We start from the raw sequence: 26,249 nt of genomic DNA, 5'->3' as shown, positions 1-26,249 counted from the left end.
AGGACCGCCTGTATGCCCTGTTCCGCCTCATCGCGTTCCGCGGGCTGCGACGGGGTGAGGCATGCGGCCAGAAGTGGACCGACACCAACCTGGACGCCGGTCTCATCACCGTCGCCAAACAACTCGTTGTGGACGGCTGGGAGGTGTACGAGGACGCTCCGAAGACCGACGCCGGCGCGCGGGCCATCGCGCTCGACTCCGACACGGTCCAGGCCCTCAGACGGCATCGCGCCCAGCAGGACAAGGACCGCGAGGAGTGGGGGAGCGCTTGGGCGGAGACGGGGCGCGTCTTCACCAAGGAGAACGGGAGTTGCTTCACCCCGCCAACGTCACCCGGCGCTTCGTCGAGTCGTACGAGGAGATCGGCCTCCCGCCCGTCCGGCTCCACGACCTCCGCCACGGTGCCGCGACCCTCGCCCACGCGGCCGGGGCCGACCTCAAGGACATCCAGGAGATGCTCGGCCACTCCTCGATCACCATCACGGCCGACACGTACACGAGCCTGCTCCCCGGGACCGACCCCGCCATCGCCGAGGCCGCTGCCCGGCTCGTACCGCGCGCCCGCGCCACCTCCGAGAACACCGCCCCGAAGCGGAGCCCGAGCCCGACGATGCGGAGGATCTCGGCCCGGAGTCCCTGCCGGATGATGCCGATCCGTTGGGAGAAATTCCGGAGATCAACTCTCCGTCCGCTCACGCACCGCTCACGCAAACGGCCCCGGACGAGGAGTCCGAGGCCGAGTAGGAGCCCTCCCTGGGGAAGAAACAGCAGGTCAGAGCGGTAACGCGTTGTGCCCCCGGCAGGATTCGAACCTGCGACACCCGCTTTAGGAGAGGCCCTATAGCTGTCCCCGTCTGTGGTGATCTTCCCCTGGATTCACCGTTCCTGCTGGTCAGCGGGGTACGGCCTTCCGTCCCGATCCGATCCTTCCCCGCCTTTACACGGCCTTCCGTTCCCATAACGTTCCCATGAGGGCCCCACGAGGCCGTGGGAACGAGGGCACGGGAGTCGGCTGAGGTCAGTTGCGGTCGCTGAAGCGGTGAGCACCGCAGACTCCTTGGGGGCGACCAAAGGCCCAGCGCCCATCAGAGGTCGGGGCCTTCGTTCGTCTACGCGCTCTATAGAGGCCACTGAGCACAGGCTAGTGCTGTGACCGCATGGGTTCACCCGGGTTGGGTCCGCTCGCGTTCGGATGTGCCGTGACGTCCGATCCAGGGGAGCGACCGTACCCGATGCCTGCGTGTGCCTGGCATGATCGCCGGCATGTTCGAAGAGAAGTTGGATGCGCTCTCACGGATGACGGCCGAGCACATGGCCATGCCGTTCCCGCCCGGCTTCCGCGGCTTGAACATCATGGATCAGGACATGGTGATGCTCGACGCGGACACCTATGGCTACGCGACGAGCGTTCTCAAGGGACCTCTCACCGAACAGCGCCGCGCAGCCCTCACGCGGCTGGTGGCGGCGTTCGACAGGGTCCTCCCGGTGATGAACGACGAGTACGCGAGCAGGTACTACACGCACGTGCGCAAGATGGCCCTGTTGGCCGCCGAGGTCGAGAACCTGCGCGAGAAGTAGTGCTCTGCCTTCGTCGGCATCGACATCTATGTGGAGCCCGACGGCGTCAAGGGCCAGCAGACGTTCGTCGACGTCGCGGACAACGCCAAGGGCAAGCCGCCGGAGAGAGGTTCCCTGCGCCCGACATGACGGGCGGGGCGGCGGAATGCACGCCGGGCGAAGAGCCGCTTGCCGACGTGAGCGCGCCCACCATTCCCACCGAAGTCGAGGGGGAAGCGCCACAGCGAGAAGCCGCCGCCCGGCCGCCCGAGCCGCTCACAGGCGCCGAGGCACCGGTTCCCGAAGAGGCGGGTTCAGACGGCGAGGACAGAGCCCGCGGCAGACACCGGTGCAACCGAACCCGAAGAAGCGCCGCTCGCGGCAACCCCTTCGACGGCAGCGGCCCCGCGGACCATGGACGGGCCGGAGGACGGCCTCGGACAGACCGCCCCCGCCCTCCTGCAACCGCGCATCGCACCACGGCAGCCGGTGGCACCGCAGGCGGTCCTCCCGCCGGACGACTTGCAGCAGATGCCGGACGAGGACGAGCGTGAGGCCACTGGTCCCGTCGGGACAACCGCGACCGTCGGGTCGACCGACATCTGGACGCAGATAGGCGATCACCCCTCCCCGACAGAGACGTTGATCGCCGAGGGCAGGCTGGCCGAGGCCTACTGGCTGAGCCGGGCCGCTGGAGAACGGGAGGAGCTGTGTCAGTCCCTCGCCTTCGCCGCGTCGGCGTTTGGGCTGGCGCCCGGTCAGCAAACGGCGATGCCCCTGCAGCTCAGCGTCGAGGAGGAGCGCAGCCCGCTGTCGACCGCGGAGGACCCGGACGGATACCTCATTGCCTTGGCCGCCGCCGTACGCAGCGGCCTGCAGGCAGGTTGGGCGCTGCCGATCGTCAACGACTTCGCCCAACTGCCCGACCTCCCCGAGGTCTGGAATGAGCTTCCGGACGCTGGCCCAGGAGATCCGCAGGGGAGTGCCGGTCCAGCCGGGTGAGGAATTCAGCCTCAAGCAGGACGACACCGTCGATCCGATGGATCTGGGTGACCGGGCGGAGGCCCTCAAAGGCCGCCCGCAACCGGCCGCTCACCCGCGGCCAGAAGCTGTCCAACATGGCTCTGGCCGCGGTGCGGTCGAGCACGGCTTCGCGCACCTGAAGGACTGGCGTGTGCTCCGTTTGACGCCGAGACAGCAACCGGACTGGCCGCTATGGGAAATCGGACTTGACGTCCTCGCGGATCTCGCTGGTGGGCGTCAGCTGGTCTTGATGAGCTCCCCGCCGACGCCGTATACCTGCCCAGTAATGGCGTTCACTCGGTAGGTCTCGACGGGATCCGGCTCCTGCGCGTCGTCGGTCTGCCCCGCGCGGGGCGACGTCACGTTCACAAGCCAGTAGGGTTTCCACGCGCCATCCAGGTCGTCCGCCTTTACGGTGACGGCCTTGGCCTGAAACTCAGCGTCGGTGGTTCCGTTGGCCTGCAACTGTGCTGCTACTGCCTTGGTTACGGCCTTCTCGGCCTGCCCGGCATCGAGCTTGGCCTTGGGAAGGTCTGCGTGGGTCGGGCCGAGTCTGACGTCGATCTGAGATACGTGCCCGGCCCTATCGACCTGGACGTCCAGCATCCTGGGCATCAGAACGCCGTTGTGAGTCCATCGCCAGTTCGTCATCCAGCCCAGGCTGCCCTTGTCGCCGACGGGATCGGTCTCCTGCACCGTTGCGCCCTTCACCCATGGGTACCGCTGCCGGGCGTAAGACTGCGCAATCTGATGTGCCTCGCGCTCGGTGGTAGGCGTCTTCGCACCATCCACCGGGTATCCCATGCTGGTCGGCCGGTCACTGTCCTCCAGAAGTACGTTCAGGTGCTTCTTGTCCGGCCAGGAAAGGCTGCCGTACCCGAACGCCTCGGACTGACCTTTCTCACGGCTGTGCACGTTGAAGATGACGTTCTTACACGACGCGTCCCCGCACGGCTGCTCATACAGCTGACCGATCGTGTACCGGTCGCCGAATGCCTCCTTCACCGCGGTCTCGACGGCCCGCTTCTGGTCGGTGTCCGCTGCGGAAAGGCCGCTGCCGTCAACGTTCGTGAAGTCGAGCATTGGGCGTGCGATGCCCGAGCCGAGGAGCAGCAGCGCGACGGAGGCGATCAGCGCGCCCTTCACGCCACCTTGCCAGAGGAGCGTCTTGCGCACCGTGAGCACGATCGCGGCGGTTGCGACTCCCACCAGTCCGCCGATGATGTTCATTTCGGCGTCCGAGCTGTCGCACACGCGCCCCAGGCCGTCGACGGTTGCCTGGGTGAACTCGATGGCCAGAGGTAGGGCGACGACGCCGACCAGGGCAGGAAGGGGGCGGCGGGCGGCCAGGAGAGCGAAGGCGCCGACAGGCACCGTCATCGCCAGGTTCCACAGCCCCTGCGTGGTGTGGAAGGGTTCGGCGAACTGATGGTTGAGGACGCACACGCCGCTGGCTGGGCCGGCGCCCATAAAGGTGACGCCGAGGACACCGGTGACAGTGAAGGCGAGTCCAGACCACCACAGGCCGTGGGGGCTGCCCAGTCTGCGGGCGAGCGCCCATGCCGCGCCGCCGAGAACCAGGGCGGTCAATGTGCAGGCAACCAGATAGCCGACGTGATGTTGGAAGATCGCGGAGAACACGGCGCGGTCCTTGCGTAGTCAGAGTGAGGTAGGCAGGGCCGCAGGCCCCGTCTGAATCAGACGGGGCCTGCGGGGGTGCTGGTTTCAGCAGTGCGTGGCGGGCGTCTGGAACGTGCCGCCGCTGTAGTTGAGGACGCCGGTCATGCTCTTGCAGTAGGCGCTGGCGCCCAGGCCCCACGACTTCTTCACCGTCGAGCCCGAGCTGATGGAGAAGTAGGAGGAATACGTCATAGATCCGCCGTATGTGTACCCGAGGCGGATGCTCACGGTAGAGCCGCCCGTCTTGGAGTACGTGGTGTAGACGGTGGTGCCGGAAACCTGCTTGTTGTAGAGGATGCCGTTGGACAGCGTGGTGCACCGCTCCATGGGCTCGTTGGTCGCGGTCCAGCCGGAGCTGCTGCAGTAGGCGGCGGCCGACGCGGCTGGCGCGCTGAACATGACGGAGCCTGCCGCGATGGCAAGGGCAGTCAGCGTGACGCTGGCTCTAGAGCGCATCAAACGTTCCTATTCTTGTAGCTAACATGACAAGCCTCATTCGACATGGATGGGCGATGGTGCGCGTCGATGACGTGATCATCTGATCACGCGCCGCTCACTACGCAAAGATCGTTTGAGGTTCTTCTGAGCTTCGATGTACGTCTCCTTCATGTGGACGCAAAACCCTCTCTGACGCCGTGACATGACTTGCCCAACTCCTCGGCGAGCACGCCCAGCCCGCTCCGGCGAGCCGTGATCCGTTCCAGCTCGGACAACCCCACTCCCTCCCCGCAATCCGACGGCGATATCCGCATGGCGACGGATCGCAGGCGGACGCTCGTGACGAACGCAGCAGAATCCGAGAACCGTCCCGGCCGCCCAGTCAGACGATCTCCATCGTGGACACCGGCCGCCGACCAGCGTGAGCACGGAAACCCGCACCCATGCCAGCCCCATGACCTGCAACTTCACGATGCACACCATTGGATAGCCCGATTCATCACGGGAGGACCGGCGAGGCCGGTGACGGCTGGCTCTGCCCGATGTCCTTGTACCCCCACGACTGGTAAAGCGCGTCGAGGTTGCCGTCGCCAGTGGCCGGGTTGACCATGAGCGTGATGAAAAGCTCGTTGCGTGGGTGCAGATCCTTCGAGGGTCCGCCCCACGCCGCTGGCCCACGGACATGGAGAAACGGCCTGCTCGTGGAGCTTGGAGATTGGATCTGCACCCCGTGGCAGGGACAGGGTCCCTTGCATGATCGAGGTCTGTCCGGATTCATCCAGTGATGCCGAGGGCGGCCAGGGGCCTTCGCCAGTCGCGAGCGGTGTGACGTAGGGCGGCGGCGATGTTGGTGTGGCCGTCCTGACGGTGGACGCCGATGGCGAGGTTGCGCAAGCCGACCATGATACGCGGGAGATGGCCGACATGGATCTTGGAGTCGTCCTCGCGGAACGTGCGGTCGCGGACGTGGTGCAGAAGGTTTTCGATCTTCCAGTGCCCTCTGATCCAGTCCGCGAGCTGGGCGCCGGTAACCGCGCCGGGCGGCAGGCTGGTGGTCAGGTAGGCACGCTCGATGGTGATCTCGCCGCTGGTGAAGTCCTTCCTCCAGCGCACGACTTGAAGTGCCTGGCGGGCATCGGGGTAGTCGAGGTGTGCGAAGGCGGCGGTCTTCAGCCGCCGGATCTCCAGGCGGTGGTGGGCCCGCGTGCGGTCGTAGTGGTCGAGCGTGATCTCGCGCCAGGGCAGGCGGCGGACGCGGTCGAAGAGGCCGGGATGGTTGGCCTTGACCTGGGCGATGTAGTGGGCACCGCGCTCGCGGAGGTAGGTGCCGTGAGCGTGCTGGGTGTGCAGCGCGTCGGCGGTGATGACCGTGCCGGTCAGGTCGACGCTGTCCAGCAGGGGCCGGAAGGCGGGGATCTCGTTGCTCTTGTCGGCGACCTGGCGTTGGGCCAGGACGTGACCGGTGTGATCCATCGCGGCGAGCAGGGTGACGTGCCCGGTGACGTGGGTGCGCGAGCCGCGCAGGGCCTTGCCGTCAACCGCGATCGCCCGCAGTCCGGGGCCGGCTGGGGTGGCGCGGGCGGTGAGGAAGGCGCCGATCGCCCGGTCCAGGGCGTCGCCGTCGAGTTGGACGAGCAGACGGCGCAGGGTGTGGGGGTGCGGGACGGACACGGTGCCGGATAGCGGGTCGGTGGGGAAGCCGGGAACCCGGCAGGCCCACGCAGGGACGTCGCTGATCCATTCCGTGATCGCGGTGAACGAGCGGGCACCGGCCAGGACACTCGCCGCGGCTGCGGCGACCAGGGCGGACAGCCGGTAGCGGCGGCCACGGACGCCTCGCGGGTCGGGCACCAGGTCCAGGAAGCCGGACAGTGCAACCGCGTCCGCCAGCGGGACCGGCGCGGCAGTCCGGCCCAGTTGGGCCAGCACGGTGGGCATGGGAGAAGATGCAGGAGCAGGCACGGACTCGCCAGGTGTTCATGGGACTTCGACACTCACATGATCACTGAGACCGTGCCTGCACTGCGTCCGTCCCCTGTCCGAACCGGGGTGTCCCCTCCAAAGACAGGTCAGCACGGCACTCCGGACGAAACGCGATCATGCAACGGCCCCTGGTGGCAGGGAGCGGTGGCCTCAGCCTGGCCTGCGGTTCGGCGTGGGCGCCCGCTGGTCCGCACTGATCCTGAGGGGCGATCTGGACTTCGGGCGTTTCCGGGATGTAGGAGAACTTGGCTTGGAGGAGGGGCGGCAAGCGGTTGATAGGGCGCCCGTGGGGTCGGCAGCGAGGGCGTCGACGTGAACGGAGGCGTGCCAGCGGCGGCCGTGCGAAAGGGGGAAACCGGGGAGTCACCCCGTTCCTACGCAAGACGCTGCCTGACGGCGCGTTCCCATTCGTTCCCATGCAAGGCCAAAAGGCCCCTCGGAGATCACTTCCGATGGGCCTTCCTGGTGCATCGTGCCTGGTCAGGCATGGTGCCCCCGGCAGGATTCGAACCTGCGACACCCGCTTTAGGAGAGAGGCTGGGGAGCGGGGGCCCTGACCTGGAGCTTCGATACCTGGTCGGGTCGCCGGGGAACTCGGCCGCGAGGCACCCCCGTTGACCGTGGCTGACCCTTGTATCTGGCACGACTGTGGCACGCGGCGAGCATGCGGCTCGAAACCTGGCTGGCTCCCCCGGTGCATGGGGCTCAACCGCCGTAGCGGCTGCGCAGATCCTCGGTGATTCGCGACATCAGCTCAATCGAGCCTTCCGGTGGTGTCTCCGTCAGCGGACGTTCTGTCTGGGGATCGTAGGCAGTCAGCCCGGTCTCCTTCTCGACGATGGCCGCAAGGGCCGAGACCTGGCCGAGCACGACTTCAGCGTCGTCCCCCGCATGCCAGTAGGGCACAGTAATGCTCACCTCGTCACCGAAGACGGACAGGTCGATGCCGGTGCCCGAGTGGCTCAGGTCTCGCGACTCCTGTTCGTACTCCGTGATCTCCACTTCGCCCAGCAGGGTCCGAGCCTGCGGCACTATTCGGTCCCAGGCTTCAAGGAGGCGAGTAGGGATCGGCTCGCTGTGCTCGGCCGCGTCTTCCATCGCCTCCAGGACCTCGTCCCAGGACTGCCCGTCGAGCCTGCTCAAGAAGTAGATGTCGTAGCTCACGGCGCGATCGTAGACACTCCTCTCGCATGGCCGCAGTCCGCCTGATCCCTCACGACGCGGGGTTGCTCACCAGTCCCGCCACCGGTCCGTGAGCTCGTGCCGACCGAGCCCGCACCTGGCGGTCAGAGCCGCGACGTCGACTCCCTGCTCGGTGAGTGCCTCATCGATGTAGGCGCACAGCTGCTCGCGTTCATCGGTTTCGAAGGCGCATTTGTCGTGAGCCTCGTTCACGGCGTTCAGGGCCAGGACGACGCGCTCCACGGCAGCGAAGATCCGTGCGTCGTCTCCTTCGGCGAGCGTGGGCAAGTCGGCCTCGAACACGTCGAGGACGGCATCGGTCTCCAGCAAGAGCTCTTCGGGGAGCAGCTCGACCATGCACGCGCAGTCGGGATCCAGGGTGCCGGCGGCAAGCTCCGCGGCCTCCTCAGCTATGCCCCTGCGCCAGTTCGTCGTCGGTCTCTCAGCCATGGAGCGGACCGTACAGCGCAGGGCTGACAGCAAGACCTGTCTTCATGGGAGAACCCCAGCTTGGGAAGCTTGGGTTCTACAGGGTTCATAGGCTTGCTGACCTGCTGCGTAGTGGCGTCATGACCTGTGGATCTGCTGGATGGGTGACCGCTGTTCCCCGTCGTTTTCCGCAGTACCTGGTATGGGTCTGGCACGCTGCTTACCGTGGCTCCGGTGGTTCAGTCTGGCGTAGGCCCCCAGGGGCATGACGGCCAGCTCCACCCAGCCCGGAGCGAAAATGGACTGAGCAGAGGTCAGGAATCGGCGTGCCGGTCGGGCACCCTAGTACTGGATGCACTCGGGTGCCCGACCGGTGCGGGAATCGCGGAGACGTTCCCCTACCGGCGCCCGTCGACGTCAGTTGAGGTCGTCTGGGAGAAGGTCAAGAAACCTTCGCAGCCGACGCCGGAGCCGCTTTTTGAGCGCGGTCATGCCATTCTTCAACTTTGTGGTGCACCACCGGCAGATGCGCTTCGCGGCGGGGCGGGCTAGCTCTAGCACCACCAATCCAAGGTACGGGTGGTGGTGGACCCAATCAAATAGCCTCAAGGTCATCCTCGTGCAGGGCTGCTGCCCCACACAGGGGCTAAGCAGCTAGGGGCATGGTCGTGTCGCGAAACCACGACCAGGCGCCCGGTGCACCTGGGACAATCGGCGCCGCTAGTCGCATGACACCGCACGGTGATTTCTCGCGCGGTGGTACGACGCTGGAGGGACGCACTGCGCCAGCCCACAAGCGAAGGGTCAGCAGAGCGGCGGTCCTGATCGTTCGCACTCTGCGAGCGATGGCTTCGAGCGCCGCCCTGGCCACGTCAAGTGCGTTGGTGTAGGTGGGTTCGTCTGACCACCAAGGGACGCACTCAACCGAACCGTCCTCGGTTGCGTAGGGCAAAAAGTCGCTGACGAATCGAGCCCATCCCCAACGGGGTGATGAGCGAGGTAGATCATTCGGGTCACCAAGGATGCAAGGAAGCCCTGTGTCCTGTTCTGCGGTGCTCCTTAGCTGGCTGTTGAAGCGCCGCTGCTGCGCGACGTCTTCGTCTAGCTCGGAAGCAAGATCTCGCAGACCATCAAGGACATCTGAGGCGGTCAGAAGTTGGCGAAGGGCCCTACCTGCCGTGCCGCTTCTTTTGCTCTCGCTTATGGCGCTGTATAGCCCGACGTAGTTTGCCGTCTTACCGCTCCCTGTGTACGTCGTGACGACGTACTGCTTCGACCCGTGGAGCGTGTCTGAGGGAGGCCGAGAGTCGTGGCACAAGGTTGACAGCGAGAGTTGCCTCTCAAGCTCCCACTGCCATGCCTCCATTGTGGCAGGTTACAACACCCGTACGACTGGGACTGGTTGTGGCGACCGCACAGCAGGCTGCTACGGGTCGAGGTTGGACATCGTCGCTGTCGGGGTGGTGGGGTTTGAACTCACGACCTCTTCGTCCCGAAGCGGCTTGGGCGAGAGTTCGGCCTTGGGCTGGTGTGCCGCTTACCTGCGCTGACGGTCCACTGGCGTTCACGTCCGTCCGTCGTTGTCCGCGCCCGTCTGTCACTGTCGGTTGCCATTGGTCGTCCTCGGCGAGCCTCGGACGGCCCAGGGACGACCCCGCAACACGGTGCCTGCCCCTGGACGGCAGAGGACTCGCGGAGGTCATGTCCCACGGGGTGGTGTAGTCAGGGCAGCTGTTTCGGTTCCGGTTGTGGGGTGATCTGCGGTTCGGGTTCGGTCGGCTTGGTGGTGAAGAGCTCGGCCATGGAGGCTTCGGAGAGGTAGCGGCGGTCGAAGACCTGCCACTCGTCGTGGAGTTCGGCCAGCACCGCGGCGGCCAGCCGGTCCAGGGCGGTGGGATTGGGGAAGACCTGGACAACATCGGCCCGCCGTTTGATCTCCCGGTTCAGCCGCTCCAGCGGGTTGGTCGACCATATCTTCTTCCAGTGCGCCGGCGGGAAGTCGGCGAATGCGGTGATGTCCACCGCCGCATCCAGCAGCATCGTCTTGACCTGTGGGAACTGCCGCCCGAGCATGTCGGCGACCACGTTCAGCTGGCTGAGCACCTGCTCGCCGGTGGTCTGCGCGAAGATGGTGCGGATGGTGGCGGCAACCATCTCCCCAGAACCCCTCTCGATCACCGAGAACACGTCCCGGACGAAGTGCACCCGGCACCGTTGCCAGGCCGCGCCGAGGAAGACGGTGCGGATCGCGGCCACCAGCCCGCTGTGGCTGTCGGAGATCACCAGCTGGACGTTCTCCAGGCCACGGGCCCGCAGCGACCGCAGGAACTTCGTCCAGAACGGCTTCGACTCACTGTCGCCGACCATCAGCCCGAGGATCTCCCGGTGCCCCGTGGCGGAGATCCCGGTCGCGATCACCACGGCCTGCGATGCGATCCGGTGATTCACCCGCGCCTTGCAGTAGGTCGCGTCCAGGAAGACGTACGGGAAGACGGTGTGGTCCAGCGGCCGCTCCTTGAACGCGGTCAGCTCGGCGTCCAGCTCGCCGCAGATGCGGGAGACCTCGGACTTGGAGATCCCGCTGTCCGCCCCCAGGGCTTTGACCAGGTCATCGACCGAGCGGGTCGAGACACCGTGCACATATGCCTCCATCACCACGGCGAACAACGCCCGGTCGATCCGCCGCCGGCGTTCCAGCAGCGACGGGAAGAACGACCCGCTGCGCACCTTCGGAATCTTCAGGTCCAGGTCGCCGGCCTGCGTGGTCAGCAGCCTCTCCCGGTGTCCGTTGCGCCAGGTCGTGCGCGTCTCGGAGTGCTCGCGCGGCGCGGCACCGATCACCTCGGTGGCCTCGGCCTCGATCAGCTCCTGCAGGATGCGCTCGCACACCACCCTGATTGCTTCAACTCCCTCGGCCCGACGTAGTGACTCCAGCAGCCGCATCAGCTCAGACTGGGACAAGGCCATCGCGTGCTCCTCCGGTCGAACTGCCCGTTCACCAGAGAGACTTGCGCGATGGCCTGCCCTTGTTCAGGGAGCATGCACCGCCAACGGATGCACGCCCCCGGGCAGACACCCGCGCGTTCCGGAACCCTGCCCGACTACACCACTTCACGGGACGCGATCCTCGCGGAGGACTCACCCGATGGGTTTCGGCTCCAGGCGCGCGCCACACCGCCGGCAAGATGGAGCTGGTCAGGTGGGCTTACGACATGGCCGGGCTTCCGACTTCCGGAACCACAACTCTCATCGAGAGTCCAAGTCGGCCTGCTGGTCGTATCATTAGTGACCAGCTTGATGGGGGGCGGTAGGTGCGAAAGTCAGTTAAGGCGATGGTGCTGACGCGGACGCTGTCGACCGCAAAAGATCTACTAATCCGCAATCAGGAATACTCGGAAATACCGGACGTCGCAGCATACGCCGACATCGAGCATCAATGGGACCGAGGCTACAGGGAGACCTTGGAAACCGCCATTGCAGACGGAGACTGCACTCCGCGGCATACCGAGATCGTCGATTATCCGAAGAACGCTATAGCATTCCGCCCGCTGGCCCGATTCTCAGCTAGAGACCGACTCATTTATGATGCATTAATATTTTCTGCAGCTGCAGGCATCGATAGGCAAATCCGAAAGCCCGTGTATAGCTACCGCTGGGATCACCAGAGTGCGCGGCCAAGATTTTGGTACCAGCCATGGAAGCGAATGCAGACGAATGCACGGCGAACTCTCCAGTCGGACAACTCGCTTCGTATGGCAACATTGGACGTTTCTTCGTTTTATGAACACATCGATGTCAATATCCTTGCAGACGACCTAGCGTGCCTATCGAAATCAGCCGACCAGTCCAAGAACCTCAATAGGTTCCTAGATAGCTTTCAGCGAATTAATCACGCTTGGGGCCTACCTCAGGGCTCGGACGCCTCCGGAATCCTCGCGAATCTCTACCTGGCCCCAGTAGATGAATACCTAACGAAAATTGGCTTTAGGTACCTTAGATACTCCGACGACGTCATGATTTTTCGGCGAGACTGGACCGATCTTCGGGATGTATTGAGCGAGGTTAACAGAATCCTAAGGGCTCGTAGGTTGTCAATGTCTGCACAAAAGACGGCAATCCTGGAACCTGAGGAAGCCTTCGAGCGGATCCACGACGTGCGCAAGGCCTCCTTATCAGCAGCCTGCGACATAGGATTACCCGGGGCGCACATAGAAGTACGCCAGTACTTCGACGAGATAATCAAGCAGGAGTCATCAGACACACGGAGCCTCCGGTTCGTGATCAACAGACTGGCAAGGCTCCAGGACGACTATGCAGTTAGTTGGTGTCTCGACAGCCTGCCGTTTATTGCTCACGTAGCCAAGGAGGTATTTTCATATCTTGCCCTCTTCAGGAATCGCGTAGAAGAAATACAGAGAAAACTGGTCAACTTCATGCGGTCAGGAGCAAGCAAGAGCTATCCATACCTCGAACAACGAATTCTCCGATACTTCCTATCAATGAATCTGAGTGATTATCGGATTAAAGAATCCGCATGGTTGATTCTGGAAGATAGAAACCGAGAGGACTTCCCTCGCGAGTTCGCCAGTCGATACCTTGGGCGCGCAGCTTCCGTTTCGGAGGCCCAGCTATTGCGCCACAAATTCGAAGAAGAGCCAAACATCACCATGCGTAGAGCCCTCCTAATGTCCCTCCACGAGTCACGGAACCTGTCCTCACGGTATCTAAACGACGTGGAGGAGTATCTTCCGCAGCTCAAGTGGGTGTGCAAGTATCTGCGCGCCGAGCCGCCGCAAATACCAGTCTCTTAGAAAGAGTCCTAGATGCCGCTGACTGATGCTCAACATGACTCTCTAAAAGAGCAGCTAGAGTCGCTGCACGGAAACTGCCTGTATAGCGCTCAGGCTTATTTCGAAGCCGCGAAACGTGCCGAGCTCTGGGGGCGCCTGATGGTGTTTCTACCGGCCTGCGTGTCTGCGGTATCTGGCTTCATGACTTCCATTGGGTCGAACGCTTTTTGGGGCGCCGTGGCTGCGGTAGCAGGCAGCATAGCCGCAACAGCATCTTTCCTTGGAGCAACGAAGAAGGCGACGGATTTCCTGAATTCAGCTCGCTCCTACACCATCTTGCGCCACAAAGTAAAGCTTGAACTTCGATTTTTGTCTGCCGATTCGGGCGTTAGCTTTCAGGAGGCCCGCGCCCGAGTTGAACAGCTGAATAGCGAGTACACGCAGATAGTCTCCAGTGATATCCCCGTACCCAACAGATCGTTTAGTGTAGCTAGCAATAGAATCGAACAAGGTATGGCTTCCTAGTTCGTCGCTAGATTCAGGCAGTGGAAATCTACGATACGCGCATAGCGCACCAGGGACCCGGGACACTCTTTCCTGTGGTCGCGCGGTACTTGGCCAGCCGGTGGAGTATCGATGAGCGAGTCACACGGGTGGAATGTCGTCCATCAGGGAGAACGGTGGCCGGCCTCGGCCGTTGCGGAAAATTCGCTGTCCTCCAGAAAGCCTACCTAGTGGCTCCGGGTTCTCCCTATGATCAAAGTTTCCGTGGCAGTGGCTACCCTAGGCGGGTCCGTGTATGGCTAATGTTAGAGAAGCGGAGCAGGCAGTTGAGAGGCTCTTGGAGCAAGAGCGAAAGATTATGCAGCTTCGGCATGAAATTCGAGTTGGGAGACTAAAGCGGCTGACGCTTCTGTCGGTCTACTCGTCTACCCCCATCTTGTTCATTCTGCTCCTTGTGGGCAATATCGCGGCCTGGCGGCGTATTGACTTAATGCGTGTCAACCTTGCATGCATTCCCATATTCGTAGCCCTCTTGGTGTTGTCGTTCATCATTACTGCGGTGAGCACTGACTCGAACTGGATTCGCGAAGACGAGTGGGAGGCGGATTATGTAGATGAAAAGCGTCTAGAGTTGGAGGTAGAAGTAGAGAGGAAGAGGCTGTCAGCAGCCTCTCTACACCTGTCTTCAAGTATCCGGCGACATGTAAATCGAGAGACTGTCCCTACTCTTATAGAGCAGTACAGGTCCGAGGGGATGCGGTACCGCAGGACCCACAACGTCTTTCAGTCTGTGATTATCATCGGCTCCCTGGCCACCTCCACCGTTGCAGGTATAGCCGACACTCCCGCTCCATACAAGTGGATTACAGTGGGAACAAGTTTTGCTGTAGGGCTCTCTGCTGGATTTACTGGCTACTTCAAGTTCCGGGAACGAAGCTTCTACCTGCAGCAAACAGCGGACGCCATCGAAGAAGAATATTCTGGCGTTACACTCAAGGTGGGTAGGTATAAAAACATCGAAGACGATGAATCGGCGCTGGCTGAGTTCACGCAGCGCATTGAAGTCTTGAAAAGTGATCAACGAAAGCGCCAGCAACAGTTGGACCAACCTACCGAAGCGCACGAGGGAGCCTGATCCGTGTCTTTGGCTCTGTGTGCACACCGCTCGATATTCGAGGGTGGGCAGTAGGTCGGCGGAACGGCTTTGGGCTGGAGCTGCTTTGGCGCGAGTGATCATGGCCCCGTAAGCTTCCGGCGCGTCGGGCAGTCTGTGGACCTGCCCGCTAAAGCACGACGTTGGGGCCATGATCTTCGAGGCTCGCGCCAAAGTGGCTGCCTAAAGCCGTGGAGCCGACCGCCCCAGCCACGACGTACCCCTTCTCTGACATCAGGTGGCTGATTGCTCTGTGCGCGGCACGGGCGCCGGCCGGGCTGGAGCGGGGCGGAGACAGGAGCGCAGGCCCGGCCGGGGGCCGGGCCGCGCGCGGTGAGCGGAGCGAGCCGCCTTGAACCCGTAGAGAAAGTTGTAACTCAGTCTGAAGCGCGGGCTTTGTCCGATCCCGGGAGATGCTTGACACTTCGGTCCCAGCTGATGGTTGACAGTGGCCGTGTTCGGCTTTTCTGTGCGCGTCGTTGCGGCGTGTGGCGGGAGGCCGGGATTGGCGCTGGTGGAGTTGTCGGTTGTCGAGCAGAGATACCGGGCTGTCCTTGCGGTGCTGGCGGGTGCGACGGTGACGGAGGTCGCCGCGTCGCTTGGGGTGTCGCGGCAGACGGTCAGCGGCTGGAAGTCACGGTATGAGGCTGCCGGCCTGGCGGGGTTGGCGGACCGTTCGCGCAGGCCGGCGTCGTGTCCGCATCAGGCCTCGGCGGAGGTCGAAGCGGCCGTGTGTGAGCTGCGGCGCAAGCACCCGAGGTGGGGTCCGCGGCGGATCGCCCATGTGCTGGAGCGGTCCGGGGCGGTGAGCCCGGTGCCGTCGCGGATGACCGTGTATCGGATCCTGGTCCGTCACGGGCTGGTGGAGCCGGGGGTGCGGCGCCGGAAGCGGTCGGATTACAAGCGCTGGCAGCGGGACCGTCCGATGCAGTTGTGGCAGATGGACATCGTCGGCGGCGTGATGCTGGTCGACCCGGTGACGGGCGAGCTGACCGAGGCGAAGGTCGTGACCGGGGTGGACGACCATTCCCGGTACTGCGTGATCGCGTCGGTGGTCGAGCGGGCGACGGGGCGGGCGGTCTGCACGGCGTTCGTCCGTGCCTTGCAGAGGTTCGGGGTGGTGGAGGAGGTGCTGACCGACAACGGCAAGCAGTTCACCGACCGGTTCGGGCAGGGCGGTGAGGTGCTGTTCGACCGGATCTGCCGGGAGAACGGGATCGCGCACCGCCTTACCCAGCCGGCCTCGCCGACCACCACGGGCAAGGTCGAGCGGTTCCATCAGACGCTGCGGCGCGAACTCCTCGACGACTGCGGGGCTTTCGAGAGCATCGAGGCGGCTCAGGCGGCACTGGATGCGTGGGTGGAGGAGTACAACTCCTCGCGGCCGCATCAGGCGCTGGAGATGCAGTCTCCGGGAGACCGGTTCGGCCCGGTTGCCGAGGAGGAGCGGGACGTCCTGGGCCTGAAGATCCCTGGAGTGCTGGCGCTGGTGCCGCAGCAGCGGACACCCCCAGCAGACCCGGAGCCGGCTTCGACCGAAGCCTCCGAGGTTCCTGCCGCCCTGCCTGAGGTGCCTGCAGTGGTGCCAGTCGAGCAGGGCGGGCCTGTGGAGTTCGAGCGGGTGGTGCCTGCGAGTGGGAATCTGCAGGTCGCGGGCAAGCAGTTCTGGCTGGGTCCGGCTCGCTCGGGGCTGACGGTGACGTTCTGGGCCGACACGCAGGTGATCCATCTGCTGATCGCCGGGGCGCGGATCAAGACCGTGCGGTCACACCTGTCGGTGGCGGATCTGGGACGGCTGGCTGCCCGGGGCGGACGTCTGGCGGGGCCGGCCCCGCTGCCGGGCGGTGACGGGGCGGCGTTCGAGGTGGACCGGGTGGTGAACAACAGCGGCCTGGTCGGTCTGGGCGGGCACCAGGTCCTGGCGGCGGAGATCCTGGGCGGCCGCCAGGTGGGCGTCCGTATCGACGACGAGACACTGTCGTTCTTCGACCTGTCCTCGCGGGAACTGCTGCGGGTGCGGCCCAACCCGCTGACCAGCGAGGAAGTCCGAAGGCTGCGGGGCCTGCGTCCGGCCGGACCGCCGCCGCGGCCGAGCGTCGAGCCCGTGCGGGTCCAGCGGCGGGTCAGCGCGGTAGGCACTGTCATGGTCTGCCGCCAGGTCGTCTCCCTCGGCCGCCCCTACGCAGGCCAGACCGTGACCGTCCACGTGTCGGACGCGACGATCAGCGTCGAGCTGGACGGTCAGATCCGCGTCATCCGGCGCACGACCGACATACCCGTACGCCACGTGAAGGCGAACAAGCCCCACAAGGTTTCCGATGTTGTCTAGGCCCACCGTCAAGCAACAGCTGGGACCAGAACGTCAAACATCACCTGGGACTAGACACTGAAGCGCGGGCATGTTGGGCCTCCGCCGAAGTGGGACCCTCGTGCTCTTGCTCGTCCCGGAGTTGACGGTCGGTGGCGCGGAACTCGTCCAGGAGCTCGAAGAACACCTCCATGGCGGGTTTGCCGGCTCGCTCCGCCTCACGCTCGATCTCTGTTGCCCAACCGAGGGCGGAATGGCGACCTAGTCGTTGCCACAGCCACTCGGAGAAGCGGCCTTGAGTGCCGGGGTTCCAGAAGTCGAACGGCTCCGCGATGTCGTGTACCCCTAGGGCAACGCGGTAGCCGGTGAGCATGGACTCCAGGTGCTGCAGGGAACTACGACGGACCCACATGCCCGGACGGAGCCTCACTTCCTCCAGGAAGCCGTACACATCCGTGAACTCCCCGAGTTGCTTGGGCGTGCGCTTCGTCCCGTCCGTCTCCATCACGCGAGCACCTTACTGGGGGCGTCTGCTGTTGAAGGCCGTGCATGGGCCTTGAATTCGTGTGCACAGACTGGAAGTTCGGCGCCCTGGCGGTGTGCGAGTGGCAGGAAGAGAACCGGTCGGATGGTCCATGTCACGCGGGTGCTGGCGTGAGTGATGGACACGGTGCAGGGCTCGGCGCGTAGGAGGGCTCGCCTCGTCTCGGTGCGGCCGTCGTACAGCCAGGTCCATGCCTCGTCGGAGGCGTCTGGGTCGAGCCCTGGTGAGATGGTGCGGAGTGCGACCGCGACCCATCTGTCGGCCTGGGGCGCCGAGTACGCATCGAAGGATGCCAGGAGTGCCGGCCGTGCCTCCTCGGTGAGGTCCTGGGTCCAGCACTCGCACCAGTAGCCGCGGGCGAGCCCGTTCACGATGCTGCTCCTCGGGGGTAGGCCACGAGTACGTAGCGGGTGTTCTCGTCGTGCAGGGTGAGTTGGTAGGCCGTTCCCGTGGCCAGGTAGGCGAGGGCCCGTTCGTGCTCGGGTTCGTCGGTGAGCCAGTGGCGGCCCGGCCGGGCGTATGCGGCGTCGAGTTGGTCGGTGATATGGCTCGTGCGTTCCCGAAGCCAACGCAGCGCGAGGCGGGGGCTCCTGGCGTCGTGTGATCCCAGTGGGATCGAGCGGACCTCGTGCAGGGGGTAGGCGGCGGCCCAGCACTGATATGAGGCGTACTGCTCGTCCGGACGTAAGTCGTCAGCGAGGGCCGACGTCACCACGGGCGTTCCCCTCGGCTGGGCTGTGCGAAGAGTTCTGCGGTGACCGTGTGGCCGCCGTGGCTGTCGTGGACGACAACCCGATGGGCGATCGCGCTGACCATTCCTAAGCCTCTGCCGTGCACCGCGTCCTCTCCCGGATACTCGACCTTCGGGGCGGAGTCCGTGCCGCCGTCGTCCGTGATGGACAGGGCGACTACTTGGGGGGAGACCGCCAGTGCCAGGTGGAAGCGACCGGCCTCCCGGCCGCTGGCCGTGTGGAGGATCGCGTTCGCGCTCAGCTCGCTGACGATCAACTCGGCGTCCTCGGCCAGGGGTGAGCCTCGGAGGATGTCGCGCGTCCAGCGGCGGGCCCGGCTGACCTCTTCCGGAAAACCTGGGCAAGTGAGTCCCCAAGTCCGAATTTCGCTCGTATACTCGTGCATACAAGTTCCTTCGTGCTGATTGGCCGCCATGTGCAGCGGGTTCGGGCTAGACGAGTTTCACGCCGTCGTGGGCGCGGATGGCGGGCGGAGACGCCGCGTCGAGTGCGTCCAGGACGCGGATCGCATACGCCTCGTCGGCAAGCTCGGTGACTTCTTCACGGGTGGCCCAGCGCAGTGCGCGGGTCTCGTTTCCGGTGGTGGGTGTGCCGTCGGCGGCCTCGCAGCGGAAGACCAGCGAGACGATGAAGCCCTTCATGTTCTTGTAGACGCCGGTCAGGGTCGCGGGAAGCGCGATCTTGATTCCGGTCTCTTCGAGCACTTCGCGCTGGAGGGCTTCGGGGATGGTCTCCTCGCGTTCGAGGACGCCGCCCGGCGGTTCCCAGTGGCCGTTGTCACGGCGCTGGATCAGGAGAGCCCGGCCCTGGTCGTCGACGACGACTCCGGCAACGCTCACGGAGTGCGGACGGTCGGTACACACGTTCCTCGGCCCTCTCGGCTGGCTAGGCTCTCCACCGTAGCAACAAAACTCGGCCACTCGTCTAGATACCTAAAGGAGTACCTGTGAGCCCTCTCCCTTCCGGCCTGCTCGGTGATCTCGATCCCACGAGCGATCGTGCGGTCTTCCGGCAGATCGCCGACCAGCTGCGCGAGGCCATCGACCGCGGGCGGTTCAAGGAAGGCGACAAGCTCCCCTCCGAGTCCGATCTTGTCGAGCACTACGGGGTCTCCCGTATGACGGTGCGGAACTCGTTTTCCATCCTCCAGGGTGAGGGCTTGGTGCACGCCGAACACGGCAAGGGCGTGTTCGTGCGCCCGCGCCCCCCTGTGCGCCGACTCGCCTCGGACCGGTTCGCCCGGCGGCACAGGGAGCAGGGGAAGTCCGCGTTCATCGTGGAGGCGGACGCGGCCGGCAGCCACCCCCAGGTCGATAGCCTGGAGGTCAAGGAGGAGAAGGCCAGCCAGGACGTCTCCGCCCGGCTCGGATCCGTGCGGCGGGTGCTGGCCCGTCGGCGCCGGTATCTCCTCGACGGGCGGCCGGTCGAGTTCGCCACGTCATATCTCCCGCTCGACATCGCGCGGGGGACCCCCATTTCCGAGCCCAACCCCGGCCCCGGCGGTATCTACGCCCGGCTTGAGGAGCTGGGTCATCGCCTCGACCACTTCGAGGAGGAGATCCGGGCCCGGATGCCCTCGCCTGCCGAGGTGAAGACGCTCCGGCTGGCCGCAGGTGTGCCCGTGATCCATCTGATCCGCACCGCCTACGACACCGAGGGGCGACCCGTGGAGGTCTGCGACACGGTGATGGCGGCGGACGCGTACGTCCTGTCGTACCAGCTTCCAGCGACGTGATCGCGTGAGCGACGGTGGTGCGCGGGCCGCAATCTCCCGAACTCGTACACCCCGACACGCTTACTCGTATAGACGAGTGGGCAAGTTGTGTGGCAAGGTGCGCCCTACGATCCCGGAGTCCGGGATCGTAGGGCGCATCATGTATAGACGAGTAGATGGGAGTGTGCCTTGCGCACCATCCGTGTGGAGACCTCGGGCGCAACGATCCTGCTGACCGAGGCCCCCGAGCCCAAGGTCCGCGACCGGCAGACGGGCGAGATCGCCAAGGACGCCGTCAGCGGTGAGGCGCTCATGACGATCGGCGTCGTGTACATCGAGGACGGCGAGTCGTCGCTGATCAAGGTCACCGTTCCGGAGGGTGGGATCTCCGAGGGGCTCGCCCTCGGGGCGCCGGTGTCGCTGCCGGGGCTCGTGGCCCGGCCGTGGGAGAGCGTTTTCAACGGGCAGCAGCGCCACGGCATCGCCTACCGCGCCGCTGCCGTGACCCCCGGCGCTTTTCCGGTTGCCTCGGGGGCCGCTGCCTGATGACGGACCTGACGACGCTCTTGGAGGTGGGTGGGCCCCTCGCCGCGCTCGGCGGTGGGGCCGCCTACGCCCGGGCCCGACACCCGGGCGTCTACTGGTCCACGGTCGGCTTGCCGATATCCACGGTCCGGCTGCTCAGCTCGTACGGCTCGGTCATGGAGGCGTGCGGGCTGACCGTGGCGCCGTCCCGGCTGCGGGCATGGGCGGTCAAGGCCACCACCCGCCGTGAGGTCCGTCCCGTTCCGCCGCGCCGGGGGATCATCCGGCCCACGTCGACCGGGCTGCGGCTTCGTCTGCGGCTCGCGCCGGGACAGGAACCGGCCGATATCGCAGCCTCGGCTGAACGGCTGCGGCACGCCTGGGGAGTTCACGCCGTCTACGTGACGACCCTCAAGCCGGGCGTGGTCGAACTGCGGCTCATCGGCTTCGACGTCCTGCGGAAGGTCCGGATGCCGCGCAAGGTCGAGGGAGGGTTCCTCAAGGTGCCGGTGGCGCTGCGGGAGGATGCCACGTCCTTCGTGCGCGACTACCGGATGATCCCGCATCAACTGACGCTCGGGGCGACGCTGTCGGGCAAGTCCATGTACCTGCGGCACCTGGTTGCCGGACTCGCTCCGCAGCCTGTCGCCCTGGTCGGCGTCGACTGCAAGCGGGGTGTGGAGCTGGCGCCGTTCGCTCCGCGGCTCTCGGCCCTGGCGACCGATCCTGTCCAGGCGGCGGAGCTGCTGCCCGTGCTCGTGAAGGAGATGGAGGACCGATACGACCTGATCAAGGCGCGTCAGGGCATCGCACCGGACACCCCCGAGGAGGAGATCACCTCGGATGTCTGGGGACTGCCCGCGAGTGAACGCCCGGTGCCGATCGTGCTGTTCGTCGACGAGGTGGCCGAACTGTTCCTCGTCGCCACGCGCAAGGAGGAGGAACGGCGAGACGAGATGGTCACCCAGCTCATCCGCCTCGCCCAGCTCGGTCGCGCCGCTGGCATCTACCTCGAGGTCTGCGGGCAGCGCTTCGGGGCCGAACTGGGCAAGGGCGCAACGATGCTCCGGGCCCAGTTGACCGGCCGCGTCTGCCACCGCGTGAACGATGAGGCGTCGGCCAAGATGGCGCTCGGCGACATCGCCCCCGAGGCCGTGTCCGCCGCCTGCGCCATCGCCCCAGAGCGCCCCGGTCTGGCCGTCGTCGGTGACACCTCCGGCGGCTGGTCCCGCATCCGGACGCCGTACCTCTCCCTTGGCGACGCTGCCGGGATCTGCCGGGACTCGGCCGACCTGGTGCCCGACGTGCCCGCCCTCAAGCGGTTCCGGCCCGACGTGCCCGTACGACCGGTTGAGGCAGTGCCTCCGGCCGTCCGGCCGCACCCGGTGACCGGCTGACTTTCCCCGTCCCTCACCTCGGTCGGCGTGACCGCCTCACGCCACGTCCCTACCCCTGCCATGCCTGAATTCCGGAAGGAGCCGCATCGTGCGCGTCCAACTGGCCCGCGTTGACGCGGTGCTTGTCCAGGCGGTCATTGCCGCAGCGCTGTCCTTCGCCCATCTGCACGACATCGCTTCGGCGGCCGGGCAGGACGGTTGGAAGGCGTGGGCCTATCCCATCTCGGTCGACCTGCTGCTCGTCGCCGCCTGGCGCCGACTGCGCTCCGGCGAGGCGAAAGCGGCCGGGTGGTGCTGGTTCGTGATCGCGCTCGTTGCGTCCCTCGGCGCGAACGTCGCCACGGCCGGGCTCCTCGACATGAACCAGGTGCCGGCTTGGCTGCGCATCCTCGTCGCGGGCTGGCCCGCGGTCGCCTTCCTCGGCGGAACGCTCCTCGCGCACTCGGCGCCGACAACCGCCCATGTCGCCGAGGAGGACATCGGAGGCCAGGAGGACGTGCACGAACCATCGCCCGAACCGCCTGCACAACCGGCCGCCATCGAGGCACCACCCGAGCGCCCCGCCGTGCCCGTCCCGACCGCGCTCGTCGAACACGCCCGCAAGGTCGCCGACGAACACCGCAACCGCACCGGAACACCCATCGACACCCCGACCCTGCGCGCCCGGCTCGGCGTTCCCGCGCCCGTGGCCGACGCCATCGCCGCCCACCTCTGAGAGGAGATCCCGTGACTCCCGATCGCCGCTTCCGCGCCGTCATCCGCGTCGGCCCCGTCCAGGTCGGCACCTCGTACGACGGCCGTGGCCGCGAGAAGCACACCGCCGTCTGCACGGCTCCGCGCTGCGGTTTCTCCGCCGACTACGACAGCCGCGCCGCCGCAGAGCTGGCCGCCCGCACCCACCGCTGCCCCGCGCGCTGAAAGGAAAGGCCCCTTGACCGTCAGCCTGCCGCTCGTCTTCGTCCTCGGCCTCTTCGCCTGGGGCGCGGTGAAGTTCCTCGGCGTCCGCGTCTGGATCGTCGTCGTCATCGCGCTCTTCGGCTTCTGGCTCTCGCACACCTTCATGGCCCCGGCCATCGAATCCGGCACGCGCTCCGGCGTGGATGTCGTAAACGGCACACATGACTAGACGAGTAGATGAGGAGAAGCTCGCCGTGTTTCTGCCCAAGTACCCCGACAACCCGACTCCGCCGTCCACCCGCACGCACGCCCCGGCTGATCCCGCGCCCGTGCGCCGGACGCTTCCGCCGCTGTCCGTCAACACCCAGACGGTTGCCCTCGTGCTCGTGGGTGGAGTCGTCCTCGCGGCCTTACTGGCGGCCGTCGCCGTGACGGCCGTCTCCGTGGCCATAGCCGCCGTGGTCCTGCGCTCTCTGCTCCGCGAACACCACCGCCGCTGAACGCCACCGAACCCCGGGGCGGCCTCGATACCGCCAAGCATCCGCCGCCCCGGGGCGCATCCCTCCTGACCGAACCAGCCAGAAGGAGCGCCCCATCTTCACCCGCACCCCCACACCCCCGCTCCCCGAACTCGGAAAATTGGCCTCGGCCGGCAACCTGCCGGGCCTGGCGCGACAGCTCGCCGGACTCGGCGGCTGCACCCACCCGATCCGGCTCGACGGCCACCGCACCGAGTACGACGTGAACACGCGCACCGGAGAGATCGGCCGCGTCCTCCAGCAACTCGACTCGTCCGCACTCCCGGCCGGACAGCTCTTGGTCCGCTGCAACAACCGCCGCACCACCCGCTGCCCGGCCTGCGCCGAGGTCTACCGCCGCGACACCTTCCAGCTCATCACCGCGGGCCTGCGCGGCGGCAAGGGCATCCCGGAACGCGTCGCCGCCCATCCCCGCGTCTTCGCGACCTTCACCGCACCGGGCTTCGGCGGTGTGCACAACCGCCCCTCCGGACCGGCCGGGACGGTTCGCCCGTGCCGCTGCGGCGTCGTCCACGACCAGGAGGACGCCGTCCTCGGCACCCCACTGGACCCGGATACCTACGACTACGAAGCAGCCGTCCTGTGGAACGCGCACGCCGGTGCCCTCTGGCGGCGCTTCTCGACCTACCTCCGCCGGGAGGTCGCCAAGCGGGCCGGGATCTCCCAGCGCGCGTTCCGCGACCACGCGCGGGTGTCCTTCGCCAAGGTCGCCGAGTACCAGAAGCGCGGTGCGGTCCACTTCCACGCCGTCATCCGCCTCGACGGCCCCGGCGGTGGCGACACGCCCCCTCCCGCCTGGGCCACTGCCGAACTGCTCACCGATGCCATCCGCGCCGCTACGGCCAAGGTCCGTGTGGACGGACCGGTCATCGACGGACGCACGCACACCTTTGCCTTCGGCCGTCAGCTCGACGTCCGCACCATCCGCGGCGCCGACTTCGACGGCGGCCAGGAGCTGACCGAACGGGCCGTGGCCGCGTACATCGCCAAGTACGCGACCAAGGGCGCCGAGACCGCCACGGGAGCTCTCGACCGGCCGCTGAAGTTCCTCGCCGAACTCGCCCAGCTCGACATCAGCGACCACGCCCGGAACCTGATCCGGACCGCGTGGACGCTGGGCGCGCGCAAGGACCTGGAGCACCTCCGCCTGCGCGCCTGGGCTCACATGCTCGGCTTCCGCGGCCACTTCTCCACCAAGTCCCGCCGCTACTCCACCACCCTCGGTGCGCTTCGTGACGCCCGTGCGGATTGGCGCCGTGCCCAAGTCGCCCCCGCAACACCCGAGCGCGAAAGCGACACCACGTACGTCCTCGCGCACTGGGTCTTCGCCGGAACCGGCCTCTCGGACGCCGAAGCCTGGCTTGCCGCATCCATCGAACCCGCTCCCGGAACGGAAGGAGAGTCCACTCGTGGCTGACCGCTACCTCACCGTGGCGCAGGTCGCCGAAGTTCTCGGCACCACTGAGCGCTTCCCCCGCCGCCTCATCGCGGAGCGGCGCATCACGTTCGTCAAGGTCGGTCGGCACGTACGCATCCCCGAGAGTGCGTTGGATGCGTTCATCGATGCCAACACCGTCCAGCCGCTCCGTCCGCGCGGTGCCACGCTGTGGAGGGCTGCCTGATGGCCAACAGGAAAGGGCAGCGCCGCAGTTTCGGATCCGTCCGTCAGCTCCCCTCCGGCCGCTGGCAGGTCCGCTATCGCGACCCCGAGACGGGGCAGTTGCGTCCGGCCGAGAAGACCTACCCGACGAAGTCTGATGCCCAAGTCGCGCTCGCACACATCGAGGCGGACATCACGCGCGGGCAGTGGTCGGACCCGGATGCCGGGACGGTGAACTTCGAGGAGTACGCGACAGCATGGCTGCGGGATCGGAAGCTGGCCGACCGCACCCGTGAGCGGAACGAGTCCGTGATGCGGCTGCACATCCTTCCGGCCTTCGGCGCAGGGTCGGTCGCCGACGTCACCACTGCTCGCGTGCGGAGCTGGCGAGGGAAGCTCCTGGCTGCTGGGATCGGTGAGCCGACGGTGGTCAAGGCGTACCAACTCTTGCGGGCCCTGATGAACACCGCCGTGGACGACGAGCTGATCCGGCGGAACCCGTGCCGAATCAAGGGCGCAGACAGCTACGACGTGCCCGAGCGGCCGGTTCTCACGGTGCCGGAGGTCTTCGCCATCGCAGACGCCATCGGGCCGCGCTATCGGCTGCTCGTCCTCCTGGCGGCCTTCACCACCCTCCGCTTCGGCGAGCTGGCGGCTCTGCGGCGCAAGGACATCGACATGGAGGCACTGACCGTCACTGTCCGCCGTGCACAGGCCGAATTGCAGAACGGCCGGCTCTTCGACAAGGCGCCGAAATCCGCGGCCGGGGTGCGCGCGGTCTCCTTCCCGACCGAGCTGCTCGACGAGGTCACACGTCACCTGGAGCAGTTCGCTGCGCCTGGCCGTGACGGTCACGTCTTCGTCGGGCCGCAGGGCGGGCAACTGCGACGGAGCAACTTCCGGGACGACTGGGTCAAGGCACGGAAGGCTGCGGGCGTCACGGCCGAGCTGCACTTCCACGACCTTCGGCACACGGGCAACACGCTGGCCTCCACGGCCGGGGCCAGCACCCGGGAGCTGATGACCCGCATGGGCCACAGCAGCTCGCGCGCCGCGCTGATCTATCAGCACATGACCAGCGACCGAGACCGGGCCATCGCCGATCGGCTCGGTGCCATGATCCGGGGCGGTGGGGGAGCGGTCTCGGGCCCCGTCGAGAAGGACCCTGCGGGCCCGTAGTGGCACGCGTGTGGCACGGCCCCGGACACGACGAAGGGCCAGCCTGGGAGGGAAA

The 26,249-nt window shown here is 66.1% G+C and carries 28 protein-coding genes and 2 pseudogenes; 18 read left to right on the top strand and 12 right to left on the bottom strand.

The annotated features are described in order from the left end of the window. Positions 1 to 61: 61 nt before the first annotated feature. The 3 genes from ACZ79I_RS17285 (at position 62) to ACZ79I_RS17275 (ending at position 2,559) form a co-directional block, all read left to right on the top strand. Positions 62 to 784 (top strand): tyrosine-type recombinase/integrase, encoded by a 723-nt coding sequence (locus tag ACZ79I_RS17285; protein WP_471498372.1) that lies wholly within the window; start codon positions 62 to 64, stop codon positions 782 to 784. A 479-nt stretch (positions 785 to 1,263) separates the two neighbouring features. After that, the gene (locus tag ACZ79I_RS17280) at positions 1,264 to 1,578 is read left to right on the top strand and encodes a hypothetical protein (protein ID WP_471498370.1); all 315 of its coding nucleotides are present in this window, start codon (positions 1,264 to 1,266) and stop codon (positions 1,576 to 1,578) included. 393 nt (positions 1,579 to 1,971) lie between these two features. After that, positions 1,972 to 2,559 carry a hypothetical protein gene (locus ACZ79I_RS17275; RefSeq protein WP_471498369.1) on the top strand — a complete coding sequence of 196 codons (588 nt, stop codon included), beginning with the start codon at positions 1,972 to 1,974 and terminating at the stop codon, positions 2,557 to 2,559. Between the two features lie 258 nt (positions 2,560 to 2,817). On the opposite strand, the gene ACZ79I_RS17270 is transcribed toward ACZ79I_RS17275, so the two are convergent. The 7 genes and pseudogenes from ACZ79I_RS17270 to ACZ79I_RS17240 all read right to left on the bottom strand — a co-directional run bounded on the left by ACZ79I_RS17270 (position 2,818) and on the right by ACZ79I_RS17240 (position 11,259). Continuing rightward, positions 2,818 to 4,221, bottom strand: a complete 1,404-nt coding sequence (locus ACZ79I_RS17270; RefSeq protein WP_471498367.1) for a VanZ family protein — start codon at positions 4,219 to 4,221, stop codon at positions 2,818 to 2,820. Positions 4,222 to 4,305: 84 nt separating this feature from the next. Further along, complete coding sequence (locus ACZ79I_RS17265; RefSeq protein WP_471498365.1) at positions 4,306 to 4,659, bottom strand: hypothetical protein; 354 nt, start codon at positions 4,657 to 4,659, stop codon at positions 4,306 to 4,308. Between the two features lie 538 nt (positions 4,660 to 5,197). Beyond that, positions 5,198 to 5,341: pseudogene (locus ACZ79I_RS17260) on the bottom strand (GNAT family N-acetyltransferase); the annotation flags it as partial. A 131-nt stretch (positions 5,342 to 5,472) separates the two neighbouring features. Beyond that, positions 5,473 to 6,636 (bottom strand): ISAs1 family transposase, encoded by a 1,164-nt coding sequence (locus tag ACZ79I_RS17255; protein ID WP_471498364.1) that lies wholly within the window; start codon positions 6,634 to 6,636, stop codon positions 5,473 to 5,475. 750 nt (positions 6,637 to 7,386) lie between these two features. Next, the gene (locus ACZ79I_RS17250) at positions 7,387 to 7,845 is read right to left on the bottom strand and encodes a hypothetical protein (RefSeq protein WP_471498362.1); all 459 of its coding nucleotides are present in this window, start codon (positions 7,843 to 7,845) and stop codon (positions 7,387 to 7,389) included. 66 nt (positions 7,846 to 7,911) lie between these two features. Further along, positions 7,912 to 8,313, bottom strand: coding sequence for a hypothetical protein (locus tag ACZ79I_RS17245; RefSeq protein ID WP_471498361.1), 402 nt, complete (start codon positions 8,311 to 8,313; stop codon positions 7,912 to 7,914). 1,701 nt (positions 8,314 to 10,014) lie between these two features. After that, on the bottom strand, positions 10,015 to 11,259 hold the full coding sequence (locus ACZ79I_RS17240; protein ID WP_471498359.1) for an IS256 family transposase: 1,245 nt from the start codon (positions 11,257 to 11,259) through the stop codon (positions 10,015 to 10,017). Between the two features lie 365 nt (positions 11,260 to 11,624). On the opposite strand from ACZ79I_RS17240, the gene ACZ79I_RS17235 reads away from it, so the two are divergent. From ACZ79I_RS17235 to ACZ79I_RS17215, 5 genes and pseudogenes are all read left to right on the top strand, one after another. Continuing rightward, positions 11,625 to 13,103, top strand: coding sequence for an RNA-directed DNA polymerase (locus tag ACZ79I_RS17235; RefSeq protein WP_471498358.1), 1,479 nt, complete (start codon positions 11,625 to 11,627; stop codon positions 13,101 to 13,103). A 12-nt stretch (positions 13,104 to 13,115) separates the two neighbouring features. Next, positions 13,116 to 13,607, top strand: a complete 492-nt coding sequence (locus ACZ79I_RS17230) for an SLATT domain-containing protein (RefSeq protein WP_471498356.1) — start codon at positions 13,116 to 13,118, stop codon at positions 13,605 to 13,607. 274 nt (positions 13,608 to 13,881) lie between these two features. Further along, entirely contained in the window at positions 13,882 to 14,721 is an 840-nt protein-coding gene (locus tag ACZ79I_RS17225) for an SLATT domain-containing protein (RefSeq protein ID WP_471498355.1), read from the top strand. A gap of 523 nt (positions 14,722 to 15,244) precedes the next feature. Then, positions 15,245 to 16,301: pseudogene (locus ACZ79I_RS17220) on the top strand (IS481 family transposase); the annotation flags it as partial. Positions 16,302 to 16,363: 62 nt separating this feature from the next. Beyond that, positions 16,364 to 17,068, top strand: a complete 705-nt coding sequence (locus ACZ79I_RS17215; RefSeq protein WP_471498353.1) for a hypothetical protein — start codon at positions 16,364 to 16,366, stop codon at positions 17,066 to 17,068. A 40-nt stretch (positions 17,069 to 17,108) separates the two neighbouring features. Here ACZ79I_RS17215 and ACZ79I_RS17210 read toward each other — a convergent pair whose 3' ends face one another. Genes ACZ79I_RS17210 through ACZ79I_RS17190 form a run of 5 tightly spaced genes read right to left on the bottom strand, consistent with a single transcriptional unit; the run spans position 17,109 to position 19,182 of the window. Beyond that, complete coding sequence (locus tag ACZ79I_RS17210) at positions 17,109 to 17,552, bottom strand: hypothetical protein (RefSeq protein WP_471505024.1); 444 nt, start codon at positions 17,550 to 17,552, stop codon at positions 17,109 to 17,111. Continuing rightward, complete coding sequence (locus tag ACZ79I_RS17205) at positions 17,552 to 17,962, bottom strand: hypothetical protein (protein WP_471498352.1); 411 nt, start codon at positions 17,960 to 17,962, stop codon at positions 17,552 to 17,554. Before ACZ79I_RS17205 ends, ACZ79I_RS17210 begins: the two co-directional genes overlap by 1 nt. Next, positions 17,959 to 18,306: a hypothetical protein gene (locus ACZ79I_RS17200; RefSeq protein WP_471498350.1), complete on the bottom strand. Its 348-nt coding sequence runs from the start codon at positions 18,304 to 18,306 to the stop codon at positions 17,959 to 17,961. Before ACZ79I_RS17200 ends, ACZ79I_RS17205 begins: the two co-directional genes overlap by 4 nt. Beyond that, positions 18,300 to 18,728, bottom strand: a complete 429-nt coding sequence (locus tag ACZ79I_RS17195) for an ATP-binding protein (protein WP_471498348.1) — start codon at positions 18,726 to 18,728, stop codon at positions 18,300 to 18,302. Before ACZ79I_RS17195 ends, ACZ79I_RS17200 begins: the two co-directional genes overlap by 7 nt. A gap of 46 nt (positions 18,729 to 18,774) precedes the next feature. Further along, positions 18,775 to 19,182: an NUDIX hydrolase gene (locus ACZ79I_RS17190; RefSeq protein ID WP_471498347.1), complete on the bottom strand. Its 408-nt coding sequence runs from the start codon at positions 19,180 to 19,182 to the stop codon at positions 18,775 to 18,777. Positions 19,183 to 19,289: 107 nt separating this feature from the next. On the opposite strand from ACZ79I_RS17190, the gene ACZ79I_RS17185 reads away from it, so the two are divergent. The 10 genes from ACZ79I_RS17185 to ACZ79I_RS17140 all read left to right on the top strand — a co-directional run bounded on the left by ACZ79I_RS17185 (position 19,290) and on the right by ACZ79I_RS17140 (position 26,194). Beyond that, positions 19,290 to 20,078 (top strand): GntR family transcriptional regulator, encoded by a 789-nt coding sequence (locus ACZ79I_RS17185; RefSeq protein WP_471498345.1) that lies wholly within the window; start codon positions 19,290 to 19,292, stop codon positions 20,076 to 20,078. Positions 20,079 to 20,246: 168 nt separating this feature from the next. Continuing rightward, on the top strand, positions 20,247 to 20,603 hold the full coding sequence (locus ACZ79I_RS17180; protein WP_471498343.1) for an SCO3933 family regulatory protein: 357 nt from the start codon (positions 20,247 to 20,249) through the stop codon (positions 20,601 to 20,603). Further along, a complete protein-coding gene (locus ACZ79I_RS17175; protein WP_471498341.1) occupies positions 20,603 to 21,979 on the top strand; it encodes an FtsK/SpoIIIE domain-containing protein in 1,377 nt (458 codons plus the stop codon). Before ACZ79I_RS17180 ends, ACZ79I_RS17175 begins: the two co-directional genes overlap by 1 nt. Positions 21,980 to 22,067: 88 nt before the next feature. Continuing rightward, positions 22,068 to 22,694 (top strand): DUF2637 domain-containing protein, encoded by a 627-nt coding sequence (locus tag ACZ79I_RS17170; RefSeq protein ID WP_471498339.1) that lies wholly within the window; start codon positions 22,068 to 22,070, stop codon positions 22,692 to 22,694. A gap of 11 nt (positions 22,695 to 22,705) precedes the next feature. Then, the gene (locus ACZ79I_RS17165; RefSeq protein WP_471498338.1) at positions 22,706 to 22,897 is read left to right on the top strand and encodes a mobile element transfer protein; all 192 of its coding nucleotides are present in this window, start codon (positions 22,706 to 22,708) and stop codon (positions 22,895 to 22,897) included. Between the two features lie 13 nt (positions 22,898 to 22,910). Beyond that, positions 22,911 to 23,105: a hypothetical protein gene (locus ACZ79I_RS17160; RefSeq protein WP_471498336.1), complete on the top strand. Its 195-nt coding sequence runs from the start codon at positions 22,911 to 22,913 to the stop codon at positions 23,103 to 23,105. A gap of 25 nt (positions 23,106 to 23,130) precedes the next feature. After that, positions 23,131 to 23,376, top strand: coding sequence for a SpdD protein (locus ACZ79I_RS17155; protein ID WP_471505021.1), 246 nt, complete (start codon positions 23,131 to 23,133; stop codon positions 23,374 to 23,376). A gap of 139 nt (positions 23,377 to 23,515) precedes the next feature. Further along, entirely contained in the window at positions 23,516 to 24,832 is a 1,317-nt protein-coding gene (locus tag ACZ79I_RS17150; RefSeq protein ID WP_471498334.1) for a replication initiator, read from the top strand. Next, the gene (locus ACZ79I_RS17145) at positions 24,825 to 25,037 is read left to right on the top strand and encodes a helix-turn-helix domain-containing protein (RefSeq protein WP_471498332.1); all 213 of its coding nucleotides are present in this window, start codon (positions 24,825 to 24,827) and stop codon (positions 25,035 to 25,037) included. Before ACZ79I_RS17150 ends, ACZ79I_RS17145 begins: the two co-directional genes overlap by 8 nt. Continuing rightward, positions 25,037 to 26,194, top strand: a complete 1,158-nt coding sequence (locus tag ACZ79I_RS17140; protein ID WP_471498330.1) for a tyrosine-type recombinase/integrase — start codon at positions 25,037 to 25,039, stop codon at positions 26,192 to 26,194. The genes ACZ79I_RS17145 and ACZ79I_RS17140 overlap by 1 nt, the downstream gene beginning before the upstream one ends. Positions 26,195 to 26,249: the final 55 nt, after the last annotated feature.

It is taken from the genome of Streptomyces sp. PSU-S4-23 (assembly GCF_055632315.1).
This window is presented reverse-complemented; position numbering and strand designations above follow the sequence as displayed.